Origin of the sequence: Kitasatospora sp. MY 5-36 (assembly GCF_001182915.1) — a bacterium.
Classification (GTDB): domain Bacteria; phylum Actinomycetota; class Actinomycetes; order Streptomycetales; family Streptomycetaceae; genus Kitasatospora.
This window is the reverse complement of record NZ_LFVW01000009.1, coordinates 39,482-52,425: the sequence shown is the minus strand read 5'-3', so window position 1 is coordinate 52,425 and position 12,944 is coordinate 39,482. Positions and strand designations below refer to the sequence as shown.

The 12,944-nt window shown below is 70.2% G+C and carries 15 protein-coding genes; 2 read left to right on the top strand and 13 right to left on the bottom strand.

Features of this window, described 5'->3' with window-relative positions:
• A partial coding sequence (locus AE652_RS00720; protein WP_304414257.1) for an NAD(P)H-hydrate epimerase occupies positions 1 to 386 on the bottom strand: 386 nt, incomplete at its 3' end.
• A gap of 180 nt (positions 387 to 566) precedes the next feature.
• Here AE652_RS00720 and AE652_RS00715 point away from each other — a divergent pair.
• Positions 567 to 1,115: a Uma2 family endonuclease gene (locus AE652_RS00715; RefSeq protein ID WP_049649063.1), complete on the top strand. Its 549-nt coding sequence runs from the start codon at positions 567 to 569 to the stop codon at positions 1,113 to 1,115.
• Between the two features lie 37 nt (positions 1,116 to 1,152).
• On the opposite strand, the gene glmS is transcribed toward AE652_RS00715, so the two are convergent.
• On the bottom strand, positions 1,153 to 3,009 hold the full coding sequence (glmS, locus tag AE652_RS00710; RefSeq protein WP_074003955.1) for a glutamine--fructose-6-phosphate transaminase (isomerizing): 1,857 nt from the start codon (positions 3,007 to 3,009) through the stop codon (positions 1,153 to 1,155).
• A gap of 99 nt (positions 3,010 to 3,108) precedes the next feature.
• On the opposite strand from glmS, the gene coaA reads away from it, so the two are divergent.
• On the top strand, positions 3,109 to 4,104 hold the full coding sequence (gene coaA / locus AE652_RS00705; protein ID WP_049649055.1) for a type I pantothenate kinase: 996 nt from the start codon (positions 3,109 to 3,111) through the stop codon (positions 4,102 to 4,104).
• 156 nt (positions 4,105 to 4,260) lie between these two features.
• Here coaA and glmM read toward each other — a convergent pair whose 3' ends face one another.
• The 11 genes from glmM to infA all read right to left on the bottom strand — a co-directional run bounded on the left by glmM (position 4,261) and on the right by infA (position 12,921).
• On the bottom strand, positions 4,261 to 5,625 hold the full coding sequence (gene glmM, locus AE652_RS00700; protein WP_049649054.1) for a phosphoglucosamine mutase: 1,365 nt from the start codon (positions 5,623 to 5,625) through the stop codon (positions 4,261 to 4,263).
• A gap of 169 nt (positions 5,626 to 5,794) precedes the next feature.
• A complete protein-coding gene (gene rpsI, locus AE652_RS00695; protein ID WP_049649053.1) occupies positions 5,795 to 6,304 on the bottom strand; it encodes a 30S ribosomal protein S9 in 510 nt (169 codons plus the stop codon).
• 45 nt (positions 6,305 to 6,349) lie between these two features.
• Entirely contained in the window at positions 6,350 to 6,793 is a 444-nt protein-coding gene (gene rplM, locus AE652_RS00690; RefSeq protein WP_030055846.1) for a 50S ribosomal protein L13, read from the bottom strand.
• 255 nt (positions 6,794 to 7,048) lie between these two features.
• Positions 7,049 to 8,707 (bottom strand): ABC-F family ATP-binding cassette domain-containing protein, encoded by a 1,659-nt coding sequence (locus AE652_RS00685; RefSeq protein ID WP_049649052.1) that lies wholly within the window; start codon positions 8,705 to 8,707, stop codon positions 7,049 to 7,051.
• 41 nt (positions 8,708 to 8,748) lie between these two features.
• On the bottom strand, positions 8,749 to 9,660 hold the full coding sequence (gene truA / locus AE652_RS00680) for a tRNA pseudouridine(38-40) synthase TruA (RefSeq protein ID WP_049649051.1): 912 nt from the start codon (positions 9,658 to 9,660) through the stop codon (positions 8,749 to 8,751).
• 89 nt (positions 9,661 to 9,749) lie between these two features.
• Positions 9,750 to 10,223, bottom strand: a complete 474-nt coding sequence (rplQ, locus tag AE652_RS00675; RefSeq protein ID WP_049649050.1) for a 50S ribosomal protein L17 — start codon at positions 10,221 to 10,223, stop codon at positions 9,750 to 9,752.
• 126 nt (positions 10,224 to 10,349) lie between these two features.
• Entirely contained in the window at positions 10,350 to 11,372 is a 1,023-nt protein-coding gene (locus AE652_RS00670; protein ID WP_049649049.1) for a DNA-directed RNA polymerase subunit alpha, read from the bottom strand.
• Between the two features lie 143 nt (positions 11,373 to 11,515).
• Positions 11,516 to 11,923: a 30S ribosomal protein S11 gene (gene rpsK / locus AE652_RS00665; RefSeq protein ID WP_030232513.1), complete on the bottom strand. Its 408-nt coding sequence runs from the start codon at positions 11,921 to 11,923 to the stop codon at positions 11,516 to 11,518.
• 72 nt (positions 11,924 to 11,995) lie between these two features.
• Complete coding sequence (gene rpsM / locus AE652_RS00660) at positions 11,996 to 12,376, bottom strand: 30S ribosomal protein S13 (protein ID WP_049649048.1); 381 nt, start codon at positions 12,374 to 12,376, stop codon at positions 11,996 to 11,998.
• Between the two features lie 176 nt (positions 12,377 to 12,552).
• Complete coding sequence (rpmJ, locus tag AE652_RS00655; RefSeq protein ID WP_003956441.1) at positions 12,553 to 12,666, bottom strand: 50S ribosomal protein L36; 114 nt, start codon at positions 12,664 to 12,666, stop codon at positions 12,553 to 12,555.
• A gap of 33 nt (positions 12,667 to 12,699) precedes the next feature.
• Complete coding sequence (gene infA, locus AE652_RS00650; protein WP_003956442.1) at positions 12,700 to 12,921, bottom strand: translation initiation factor IF-1; 222 nt, start codon at positions 12,919 to 12,921, stop codon at positions 12,700 to 12,702.
• Positions 12,922 to 12,944: the final 23 nt, after the last annotated feature.

Below are 12,944 nucleotides of genomic sequence, written 5' to 3'. Positions count from 1 at the left end.
CCGACGATGCCGTCCAGCACCAGGTCCGCGCGCGAGAAGTCGGCCAGGCCGACTTCCTGCTCCACCGTCACCCGCCCACGGGCGGCCCGCAGCGCGGCCAGCCCGCCCGGGTGCGCCTTCTCCGGCACCAGCAGCACCGCCGTCACCCGCGCCCCGCGCCGGGCCAGCGCGGCCCCCGCGTACAGGGCGTCACCCCCGTTGTCCCCGCTGCCCGCGAGCACCGTCACCCGACTGCCGTACACCCGCCCCCGACGCCCGGTCAGCAGCCGCGCACAGGTCGCGGCCAGCCCCGCGGCCGCCCGCTGCATCAGCGTGCCCTCCGGCAGCCGCGCCATCAGCTCGGCCTCCGCGGCCCGGACGGTTTCCACAGGGTGTGCATGACGCATGGGGAGAACTCCTTCAGCGGTCGGCTACCGCCGACGCTAGCCCGCGTCACCGCCCCACGGGAGCCGGGCCTGCGGCACACTTTCGAGTGACACCCACTTCGATCCCCCGCCGGCTCCGGTCCGTACGCCTACTTTGTCGCTCGGTACAGACCAGCAGGAGGGAGAAGGGCCATGGTCGCCATGCCGGCAGTCGAGCACCCGCTGGGCGAGGAGAGCCTCCTCCAGGCGTTTCTGGGGCTGGACACCCCGCTGGGAAGCAAGGCCGAGTTCATCGAAGGGGAGATCGTCGTGACACCACCGCCGGACGGCGAACACGAGACCGCGTTCTCCCTGCTGAACAGGCAGTTCATGCGCAAGGCCGAGGCCGAGTTCGATCTGTCCGGGAACAAGGGACTGATCACGCCCAAAGGACGGTTCATCCCCGACGGCACCCTGAGCCCGGTCGGCCATTTCGAGCACGCCGACTCGTGGGCTTCTGCAGAAGGGGTCTTGCTGGTCTTCGAGATCACGTCGATCAACCCGCACAAGGACCGCGAGCCCAAGCGCAGGGGCTACGCCGCTGCGGGGATCCCCTGCTACCTGCTGATCGACCGCGGCGAAGGCATGATCACCCTGTTCACTGAACCCGACGGCGAGGACTACATCACCCAGACCAAGGTCGAGTTCGGCAAGGCGATCGACCTGCCCGCCCCGTTCTCGTTCGCACTCGACACGGCGCCCCTGCGGTAGGACGCAGCCACCGCAGGGGCGCCGTACGGCCGAGCGGCTACTCGACGGTGACCGACTTCGCCAGGTTGCGCGGCTGGTCGACCTCGTGGCCCTTGGCCGTGGCCAGCTCGCAGGCGAAGACCTGCAGCGGGACGGTGGAGACCAGCGGCTGGAGCAGGGTCGGGGTGGCCGGGATGCGGATCAGGTGGTCCGCGTACGGGACGACGGCCTCGTCGCCCTCCTCGGCGATCACGATCGTGCGGGCGCCGCGGGCCCGGATCTCCTGGATGTTGGAGACGATCTTGTCGTGCAGGATCGACCGCCCGCGCGGCGAGGGCACGACCACCACGACCGGCAGCCCCTCCTCGATCAGCGCGATCGGGCCGTGCTTGAGCTCGCCCGCCGCGAAGCCCTCGGCGTGCATGTACGCCAGCTCCTTGAGCTTGAGCGCGCCCTCCAGGGCCACCGGGAAGCCGACGTGGCGGCCGAGGAACAGCACCGAGCGGGCGTCGGCCAGCGAGCGGGCCAGCTCGCGCACCGGCTCCATGGTCTCCAGGACCTGCTCGACCTGCTTCGGCGCGTCGCCGAGCTCCTTGATGACGGCGAAGATCTCGTCGCCCCACTTGGTGCCGCGCACCTGGCCCAGGTACAGGGCGACCAGGTAGCAGGCGACCAGCTGGGTCAGGAACGCCTTGGTGGAGGCGACCGCGACCTCCGGACCGGCGTGGGTGTACAGCACCGCGTCCGACTCGCGCGGGATGGTGGAGCCGTTGGTGTTGCAGATCGCCAGCACCTTGGCGCCCTGCTCGCGGGCGTGCCGCAGGGCCATCAGGGTGTCCATGGTCTCGCCGGACTGCGAGATGGCGATGACCAGCGTGCCCGGGCCCATGATCGGGTCGCGGTAGCGGAACTCGGAGGCGACCTCGACCTCGCAGGGGATGCGGGTCCAGTGCTCGATCGCGTACTTGGCGATCATGCCGGCGTGGAAGGCCGTGCCGCAGGCCACGATGACGACCTTGTCGACCGAGCGCAGGTCGGCGTCGGAGATCCGCAGCTCGTCGAGGGTCAGCCGGCCGTCGGTGCCGATCCGGCCGAGCAGGGTGTCGGCGACCGCCTTCGGCTGCTCGGCGATCTCCTTGAGCATGAAGTAGTCGTAGCCGCCCTTCTCGGCGGCGGAGGCGTCCCAGTCGACGTGGTACTCGCGCACGTCGGCCGGGGTGCCGTCGAAGTTGGTGACGGTCACGCCCTCCCGGCGCAGCTCGACCACCTGGTCCTGGCCCAGCTCGATCGCCTCACGGGTGTGGGCGATGAAGGCGGCGACGTCCGAGGCGAGGAAGTTCTCGCCCTCGCCGCGGCCGACCACCAGCGGCGAGTTGCGGCGGGCGCCGACGACCACGTCCGGCGCGTCCGCGTGCACGGCGACCAGGGTGAAGGCGCCCTCCAGCTGACGGCAGACCGCCCGCATGGCCTCGGCGAGGTCGCCCGTGTAGGCCTCGCCCAGCAGGTGGGCGACGACCTCGGTGTCGGTCTCGGACCGGAGGGTGTGGCCGCGCTCGGCGATCTCGGCGCGCAGCTGGGCGAAGTTCTCGATGATGCCGTTGTGCACCACAGCGACCCGCTCGCGGTCGTCCAGGTGGGGGTGGGCGTTGGCGTCCGTCGGGCCGCCGTGGGTGGCCCAGCGGGTGTGGCCGATGCCGGTGGTGCCGCCGGGCAGAGGGGTCTCGGCGAGCGACTTCTCCAGGTTGGCGAGCTTGCCCGCCCGCTTGTCGGTGGCCAGGCTCCACTGCCCTTCGGAGTCCTGGACCTGCACCGCGACACCGGCCGAGTCGTAGCCCCGGTACTCCAGTCGCTGCAAGCCTGCGATTACTACGTCGAGGGCGGTCTGAGCGCCCACGTATCCAACAATTCCGCACATGCGTGCCAGCATAAGGGCGGTTCTGTGGCCGTTTTCCCGCCGCGCGGGAACACTGCGTGACCGACACCACAGCCACCGTGAACGCCGCGACGGCTCACAATGGAGCATGTGCTGACCGAACTCTGTACGCCGGGCGCCGCCACGCCCGGCCCGTCCCCGTCCCCCTACGTGGACCTCAGCCGGGCCGAGTGGAGCGCGCTGCGCGAGCGTACGCCGCTGCCGCTGACCGCCGAGGAGGTGGAACGGCTGCGCGGCCTCGGGACCGCCCTCGACCTGGACGAGGTCCGCGACGTCTACCTGCCGCTGTCGCGCCTGCTGAACCTGTACATCCACGCCACGCACGAGCTGCGCGGGACGCTGGGCACGTTCCTGGACACCCCGGACACCGAGCGCACCCGCACCCCGTTCATCATCGGCGTGGCCGGCTCCGTCGCGGTCGGCAAGTCCACCACCGCCCGTCTGCTGCAGGCGCTGCTGGCCCGCTGGCCCGAGCACCCCCGGGTCGAACTGGTCACCACCGACGGCTTCCTGCTCCCCAACGCCGAGCTGCGCCGCCGCGGCCTGATGGCCCGCAAGGGCTTCCCGGAGTCGTACGACCGCCGGGCGCTGATGCGCTTCGTCGCGGACGTGAAGGCGGGCAAGGAGCGGGTCAGCGCGCCGGTCTACTCGCACCTGGTGTACGACATCGTGCAGGGCGAGCGGCTGACCGTGGAGCGCCCGGACATCCTGATCGTCGAGGGCCTGAACGTGCTCCAGCCGGCCCTGCCCGGCAGCGACGGCCGCACCCGCCTCGCGGTGGCCGACTACTTCGACTTCTCGATCTACGTCGACGCCCGGACCGACGACATCGAGCACTGGTACCTGGACCGCTTCCGCAAGCTGCGGCAGACCGCCTTCCAGGACCCGAACTCCTACTTCCGCCGCTTCACCGAGGTGCCGGAGGAGGAGGCGATGGAGTACGGCCGGCAGGTCTGGCGCACCATCAACAAGCCCAACCTGCTGGAGAACGTGCTGCCGACCCGCGGCCGGGCCACCCTGATCCTCCAGAAGGGCCAGGACCACAAGGTCCGCCGGGCCCTGCTGCGCAAGCTCTGAGCGCACCCCGACGAGCCCACCCCGACGAGCCCACCCCGAAGAGCCCACCCCGAAGAGCCCACCCCGAGGGGCGCGCCCGGGGAGGCACCTCCGGAGGAGCGCACGACACGAAGGGCCCCCGCGACGCGCGGGGGCCCTTCACCGTGTCTCCGGGGCTCAGCCCAGGTGGGTGCGCACGGCCTCGGCCAGGCGCTGCCCGACCGTCTCGGCCTGTGCCGGGTCGGCGGCCTCGACCATCACCCGGACCAGCGGCTCGGTGCCCGACGGGCGCAGCAGCACCCGGCCGGTGGAGCCCAGCTCGGCCTCGGCCTCGGCGACCGCGGCGGCCAGCTCGGTGCTGGTCCTCACCCGGGACTTGTCGACGCCCTTGACGTTGATCAGCACCTGCGGCAGCCGGGTCATCACGGCGGCCAGGTCGGCCAGCGGCTGCTTGGTGGCGGCCAGCCGGGCGCCCAGCATCAGGCCGGTCAGGGTGCCGTCACCGGTGGTGGCGTGGTCCAGCAGGATCACGTGGCCGGACTGCTCGCCGCCCAGCGCGAAGCCGTGCTCCTTCATCGCCTCCAGCACGTAGCGGTCGCCGACGGCGGTCTCCACCAGCTCGACGCCCTCGCGCTCCATCGCCAGCTTGAAGCCGAGGTTGGACATCACGGTGGCCACGGCGGTGTTGCCGCGCAGGGTGCCGGCCTCCTTCATGGCGATCGCGAGGATGGCGATGATCTGGTCGCCGTCCACCTCGTTGCCCTCGGCGTCGGCGGCCAGGCAGCGGTCGGCGTCCCCGTCCAGGGCGATGCCGAGGTCGGCCCGGTGCTCCTTCATGGCGACGCGCAGCCGGTCCAGGTGGGTGGAGCCGACGCCGTCGTTGATGTTGAGGCCGGTGGGCTCGGCCCCCAGGGTGTGGACCACCTCGGCGCCGGCCCGGGCGAAGGCCTCGGGGGCGACGTAGGCGGCCGCGCCGTGGGCGCCGTCGATGACGACCTTGATGCCGTCCAGGCGGTTGGGCAGCACGCCGATCAGGTGGGCGACGTACTTGTCGAAGCCCTCGGTGTACTCGCGCACCCGGCCGACGGCCGCGCCGGTCGGACGGTTCCAGTCCTCGTCGCCGAGGGTGTGCTTGCGGTAGTGGGTCTCGATCGCGTCCTCGATGCGGTCGTCCAGCTTGTGGCCGCCGCGGGCGAGGAACTTGATGCCGTTGTCCGGCATGGCGTTGTGGCTGGCGGACAGCATCACGCCGAAGTCGGCGCCGAGCGCGCCGGTGAGGTACGCCACGGCCGGGGTGGGCAGGACGCCGACCCGCAGGACGTCGACGCCGGCGCTCGCCAGACCGGCGATGACGGCGGCCTCCAGGAACTCGCCCGAGGCGCGCGGGTCACGGCCGACCACCGCGACCGGCCGGTGGCCGTCGAAGGCGCCGGCCTCGCCGAGCACATGGGCCGCGGCGACCGACAGGCCGAGCGCCAGCTCCGCCGTCAGGCCCTCGTTGGCCACCCCGCGCACGCCGTCCGTACCGAAGAGTCGTCCCACTGTCCCGTCCTCCATCACCACTGCTCGGAACCCAAACCGATGATCCCGGCCGCCGCGCAGTAGCCGGGGAACACGTCGCCCCGGAGTACGCGAGGTACTCCGGGGCGACGGTTTTTCGCGCAACCAGGGGGTGCGCCGCCAGGGCGGACCGCACCCCCGGGGGAGGCGATTAGCGCTTGCTGTACTGCGGCGCCTTGCGGGCCTTCTTCAGACCGGCCTTCTTGCGCTCGACGGCGCGGGCGTCACGGGTCAGGAAGCCGGCCTTCTTCAGCGCGCCGCGGTTGTTGTCCACGTCGGCCTCGTTCAGGGCACGGGCGACGCCGAGGCGCAGCGCGTAGGCCTGGCCGGAGACGCCGCCACCGCTGATGCGGGCGACGACGTCGTAACGGCCGTCCAGCTCGAGGAGCTTGAAGGGCTCGTTCACGGTCTGCTGGTGCACCTTGTTGGGGAAGTAACCCTCGAGGGTGCGACCGTTGATCTTCCACTGGCCGGTGCCGGGGACGATGCGCACGCGGGCGATCGCCTCCTTGCGACGGCCCAGGCCGGCGCCGGGGACGGCCTCGCCGAAGCGGCCGGCCAGCGACTCGGAGGTGTAGCTCTCCTCGGAGGTGTACTCGCCCTCGACGGCCTCAACGGCCTCGTCGAAGTCGACCTCAAGGGTTTCAGTGGTCTCGGCCACGGTGTTCCTCAGCTCTTTTCAGTGTTGGGGGGCTTGGTGGCCGAATTACTGCGCGACCTGGGTGATCTCGAACGGCACCGGCTGCTGGGCAGCGTGGGGGTGCTGGTCGCCCGAGTAGACCTTCAGCTTCGAGAGCATCTGGCGGCCCAGGCTGTTCTTGGGGATCATGCCCTTGATGGCCTTCTCGACGGCCTTCTCCGGGTTGTTCGCCAGCAGGTCGTCGTAGCGCACCGAGCGCAGACCGCCCGGGAAGCCCGAGTGGCGGTAGGCCAGCTTCTGGGTCTTCTTGTTACCGGACAGGTGCACCTTGTCGGCGTTGATGATGATGACGAAGTCACCAGTGTCAACGTGCGGCGCGTAGATCGCCTTGTGCTTGCCCCGGAGGAGGTTGGCGGCCTGGGAGGCCAGGCGGCCGAGCACGACGTCGGTCGCGTCGATGACGTGCCACTGACGCTGGACGTCGCCGGGCTTGGGGCTGTACGTACGCACGGTCGTAGCCTTCGCTTTTCAGTGAGTGAGTCCTGACAGGAGCACCCGGACGGCAGAGCAGCCTGGCCAACCTTGGACGCAATTCAAGGGTGACCGCTGGTCGACGACCTGATGTCTCCGGCGTACCGACCTCTCACGTGAGATAGAGCGAGCCAATACGCACATCAAGCGTCCAGGTTACCGGCCGGATCCGAAGGGGTCAAAAATGGGTCGGCTCCGTCCGGCCGGAGGCCCGGCCCGCGGCCCGGCCGTCACTCAGCGTTCGCGCTCCACGCGGGTCACGTCCCAGACCGGTTCCGGCGACTCGAACACCCGGCCGTCCGCGCCGAACACCAGGAAACGGTCGAAGGTCTTGGCGAACCAGCGGTCGTGGGTGACGCACAGCACGGTGCCGTCGAAGGCCTCCAGACCGGCCTGCAGCGCCTCGGCGCTCTCCAGGTCCAGGTTGTCGGTCGGCTCGTCCAGCAACAGGGCCGTGACACCGGAGAGTTCGAGCTTGAGGATCATCAGCCGGGCCTGCTGCCCGCCGGACAGCGACTCGAACTTCTGCTCCTCCTGGCGGTCCAGCTCGTACCGGCGCAGCGCCCCCATCGCGGCGCCGCGGCTGAGCGCGTGCTCTTCCTCGACGATCGACCGCACGGTGCGGCCGAACAGCTCCGGGTGGGCGTGGGTCTGCCGGAAGTGGCCGGGCACGACCCGGGCGCCGAGCTTCCAGGCGCCGGTGTGCTCGACGGTCTCGTCCCCCGCGAGCAGCCGCAGCAGGTGCGACTTGCCGGCGCCGTTGGCGCCGAGCACCGCGACCCGCTCGCCGTAGAAGACCTCCAGGTCGAAGGGCCGCATCAGGCCGGTGAGCTCCAGCTGCTCCAGGGTGAAGGAGCGCACACCGGTGCGCCCGCCCTTGAGCCGCATGGTGATGCTCTGCTCGCGCGGGGGCTCCTCCGGCCGCCCGGCCTCCTCGAACTTCTTCAGCCGGGTCTGGGCGGCGGCGTAGCGGGTGGCCAGGGCGTGGCTGACGGCGGCGGCCTGGCGCAGGGTGACGACCAGCTTCTTGAGCTTGGCGTGCTCCTCGTCCCAGCGCCGGCCGAGCTCCTCGAACCGCGCGAAGCGGTCCTTGCGGGCCTCGTGGAAGGAGTCGAAGCCGCCGCCGTGCACCCAGACGCTGCTGCCCGCCGCGCCGGACTCCACGGAGATGATCTTGTCGGCGGTCTTGGAGAGCAGCTCGCGGTCGTGCGAGATGAACAGGACGGTCTTCGAGGTGGCCTTGAGGGCCTCCTCCAGCCAGCGCTTCGCCGGGACGTCCAGGTAGTTGTCGGGCTCGTCGAGCAGCAGCACCTCTTCGGGGCCGCGCAGCAGCGCCTCCAGCACCAGCCGCTTCTGCTCGCCGCCGGAGAGGGTGTTCAGGCCGCGCCACTGGGCCTTGTCGAAGGACACCCCGAGGGCCGCCATCGTGCAGACGTCCCAGTCGGTCTCGTAGTCGTAGCCGCCGACGTCGGCCCAGTCCGAGAGCGCCTGGGCGTAGGCCATCTGCGTCTTCTCGTCGTCCTGGGCGATCATCGCCAGCTCGGCGGCGTCCACCGCGCGGGCGGCCTTGGCGATCCGCTCGGGGGCGACGGAGACCAGCAGGTCGCGCACCGAGGCGTCGGCCGGCAGCGCGCCCGGGGTGGACTGCTGGTCCTCGCGGCCGGTGGTGCCGACGAACTGGCGCATCACGCCGAGCCCGCCGCTGATCGTCACCGTGCCGCCGTGCGGCTGGATGTCCCCCGCGATCATCCGGAGCAGGGTGGTCTTGCCGGCGCCGTTGGCGCCGACCAGGGCGACCGCGGCGCCCTCTCCGACCCGGAAGGACGCGTCGTCGAACAACACGCGCCCGTCCGGCAGGTAGTACTCCAGGTGCGAAATCTCGACGTGTCCCATGGGAACGATTCTCCCAAGCGGACGCGCCGGGCCAAAACGGATTAACCGATGGCCGGCTGACCGGGCAGGGTCCGCATCCGCCGGGCCGCCCGGTTGCGCTCGGCCAGCTGGTCGTCCGGCGGGTAGCCGACCTCCTCCAGCGTGAGCCCGTACGGCCGGATCACGTTGACGGCGGAGTTGCGCACCCCGCCGGCCAGCACCTCGCCGGGGAACTCCACCGGCCGGTGCCCGTCGCCGACCAGCAGCATCGCGCCGACCAGCGCCCGGACCATGTTGTGGCAGAAGGCGTCGGCCCGCACGGTGGCGACCGCGAGCGAGCCCTCCTGGGCGGCGTACGGGTCCACCGGGACGCGGTCCCAGTGCAGCTCCAGCAGGGTGCGGATGGTGGTGGCGCCCTCGCGCTTCTTGCAGTACGCGGCGAAGTCGTGCTCGCCGAGCAGCAGCTTCGCGGCGGCGTTCATCTTCTCCACGTCCAGCGGCCGGTCATGCCAGAGCACGTGGCCGCGCAGCAGCGGGTCCACCCCGCCGGGGTGGTCGGAGACCCGGTACGCGTACCGGCGCCAGACGGCCGAGAAGCGGGCGTCGAACCCGGCCGGCGCCTCGCCGACCCGGTAGATCCGGACGTCCCCGGGCAGCCGGCCCGCCAGCCGGCGCAGCAGCTTCTCCCGGTGCTCCGCCCACAGCTCGGCCGGCAGGTCGACGTGGGCGACCTGGCCGCGGGCGTGCACCCCGGCGTCGGTGCGGCCGGCCACGGTCAGCGGGAACGGCTCCGGGCTGCGGGTGACGACCTGCAGCGCGCTCTCGATCTCCTCCTGGACCGTCCGGCGGCCGCCCTTCTGGCGGGCCCAGCCGGAGAACTCGGCACCCTGGTAGGCGAGGTCGAGCCGGACCCGGACGTACCCGTCGGCCGGGCCGTCCTTCACCGGCGGCTGCTCGGCGCACTCGTTGACCACTGCTTCTCTTCTCCCGGGACCTCGAAGAACAAGGAACGGGCCCGCTCCCCCATCACTGGGGAAGCGGGCCCGCAACACACCCAGAGGTGTCAGGCCTGCTCGGCCTCGGCGGCGTCGGCCTTGGTCTCCTCGACCTTGGCGTCGGCCTCCTTGACGGCACGCTTGGTGGCGGCCTCGGCCTCGCCGACGGCGGTCTGCGCGACGGTCAGCGCCTCGACCAGCTCGATCACGGCCATCGGGGCGTTGTCGCCACGACGGGGACCGATCTTGGTGATACGGGTGTAACCACCCGGGCGGTTCTCGTAGCGCGGCGCGATCTCGGTGAAGAGGGTGTGCAGCACCGACACGTCGGTGATGGTCTTGCGCACCAGGCGACGGTTGTGGATGTCGCCCTTCTTCGCCTTGGTGATCAGCTTCTCCGCCAGCGGGCGCATCCGACGGGCCTTGGCCTCGGTCGTGGTGATGCGGCCGTACTGGAACAGCTCCCGGCACAGACCGGCGAGCAGCAGCGGCTCGTGGTGCGGGCCGCCGCCGAGGCGGGCACCCTTGGTGGGACGCGGCATGGATTACTCCTTGGATCTCCGACTACGGCCGTATCAGGTACCGCAGCGGGCGTACGGGCACTGTTGCCCGTACGACTTTCACGACGACGGGGGCGGTTCGTGGAACCGCCCCCGCGGCCAATTCTCTCAGTACTGCTCGGTCTCGGCGAAGTGCGAGTCGTCGAGGTCGTCGGCGCCGAAGGCGTCGGCGGCGGCGGTCGGGTCGAACCCGGGCGGGCTGTCCTTGAGGGCCAGGCCCATGCCGGCCAGCTTCGCCTTGACCTCGTCGATCGACTTCGCACCAAAGTTGCGGATGTCGAGCAGGTCGGCCTCGGAGCGGGCGACGAGCTCACCCACGGTGTGGATGCCCTCGCGCTTGAGGCAGTTGTAGGAGCGGACCGTGAGCTCCAGCTCCTCGATCGGCAGCGCCAGGTCGGCGGCCAGGGCGGCGTCCGTCGGGGACGGGCCCATGTCGATGCCCTCGGCGTCGATGTTCAGCTCGCGGGCGAGGCCGAACAGCTCCACCAGGGTCTTGCCGGCCGAGGCCATGGCGTCGCGCGGACGCATGGCGGGCTTGGTCTCGACGTCGACGATCAGCTTGTCGAAGTCGGTCCGCTGCTCGACACGGGTGGCCTCGACCTTGTAGGTGACCTTCAGCACGGGGCTGTAGATCGAGTCGACCGGGATGCGGCCGATCTCCTGGCCGGAGGCCTTGTTCTGGACGGCGGAGACGTAGCCGCGACCGCGCTCGACGGTCAGCTCCATCTCCAGCTTGCCCTTGCCGTTCAGCGTGGCGAGGACCAGCTCCGGGTTGTGCACCTCGACACCCGCCGGCGGGGCGATGTCGGCGGCGGTGACGACACCCGGGCCCTGCTTGCGCAGGTACATCACGACCGGCTCGTCGTGCTCCGACGAGACGACCAGCTGCTTGATGTTGAGGATGAGGTCGGTCACGTCCTCCTTGACGCCCGGCACGGTGGTGAACTCGTGCAGGACGCCGTCGATGCGGATGCTGGTGACAGCGGCACCCGGGATCGACGACAGGAGCGTGCGGCGCAGGGAGTTGCCGAGGGTGTAGCCGAAGCCCGGCTCCAGCGGCTCGATCACGAACCGCGAGCGGAACTCGTCGACGACCTCTTCGGTCAGCGAGGGGCGCTGAGCGATAAGCATGGGGGGAATCCTCCAGTTGTCTTCGGCACCCACTATTTGATGCCGACAGGACCAAGCGTACGGGCTCCCGTAGGCAGCGACCAATCACTGCGTGGGAGCCCGTACGAGGTTAAAACATCACCCGCGTGCCCGAAGGCGCTGCGTCAGACGCGGCGGCGCTTCGGCGGACGGCAGCCGTTGTGCGGGGTGGGGGTGACGTCCTGGATCGAGCCGACCTCCAGGCCGGTGGCCTGGAGCGAACGGATCGCGGTCTCGCGGCCGGAGCCCGGACCCTTCACGAAGACGTCGACCTTGCGCATGCCGTGCTCCTGCGCGCGACGGGCAGCGGCCTCGGCGGCCATCTGCGCGGCGAACGGGGTCGACTTGCGCGAGCCCTTGAAGCCGACGTGGCCGGCGGAGGCCCAGGAGATCACGTTGCCCGCGGGGTCGGTGATCGAAACGATGGTGTTGTTGAACGTGCTCTTGATGTGCGCGTGGCCGTGAGCGACGTTCTTCTTTTCCTTGCGGCGGATCTTCTTCGCGCCGGCAGCCTGACGACCCTTGGGGGGCATAAGTCTGTTCTCCTACTGAGGTGGTCGGTCCGCTGACCCGCGGGCCGGAGGGATGTCCGGTTACGGGACGGACTACTTCTTGCCCGGCTTCTTCTTACCGGCGATCGCGCGACGCGGGCCCTTGCGGGTACGCGCGTTGGTGTGGGTGCGCTGGCCGCGGACCGGCAGGCCGCGGCGGTGACGCAGACCCTCGTAGCAGCCGATCTCGACCTTGCGGCGGATGTCGGCGGCCACCTCACGGCGGAGGTCACCCTCGACCGTGTAGTTGGCGTCGATGTACTGGCCCAGCTTGACGAGGTCGTCCTCGGAGATGTCGCGAACGCGGACATCCGGGTTGACACCGGTCTCGGCCAGGGTCTGCTGGGCGCGGGTACGGCCGATGCCGTACACGTACGTAAGGGCGATCTCGATCCGCTTCTCACGGGGGAGATCAACGCCGGCGAGGCGTGCCATTCAAGGCTCCTGTGGTTCTTCAGAGGTCTTGCGTGCTACCTACTCCGACACCTCACGGTGAGGGAGCCCCGGCCTCTGACCGGGGGTGGCAGTCCGTCCGGGAACGGACGGATCGGGTAGCCCGCTTATGACGTTTTCGCGTCGCGCGAAGTACTACGAGAAATGCTGAAGAGTGATCAGCCCTGGCGCTGCTTGTGGCGCAGGTTGTCGCAGATCACCATGACCCGGCCGTGGCGGCGGATCACCTTGCACTTGTCGCAGATCTTCTTGACGCTCGGCTTGACCTTCATGTTTCAGGTTCTCCGGGTCTAGATCTGACGTTCTTACTTGTAGCGGTAGACGATCCGCCCGCGCGTGAGGTCGTAGGGGCTGAGCTCCACGACGACCCGGTCGTCCGGCAGGATGCGGATGTAGTGCATGCGCATCTTGCCACTGATGTGCGCGAGGACCTTGTGACCGTTCTGCAGCTCGACCTTGAACATCGCGTTCGGCAGAGACTCGATCACGGTGCCCTCGATCTCAATGGCGCCTTGCTTCTTAGCCATGAACTGCGAGATCCACCTTCCGG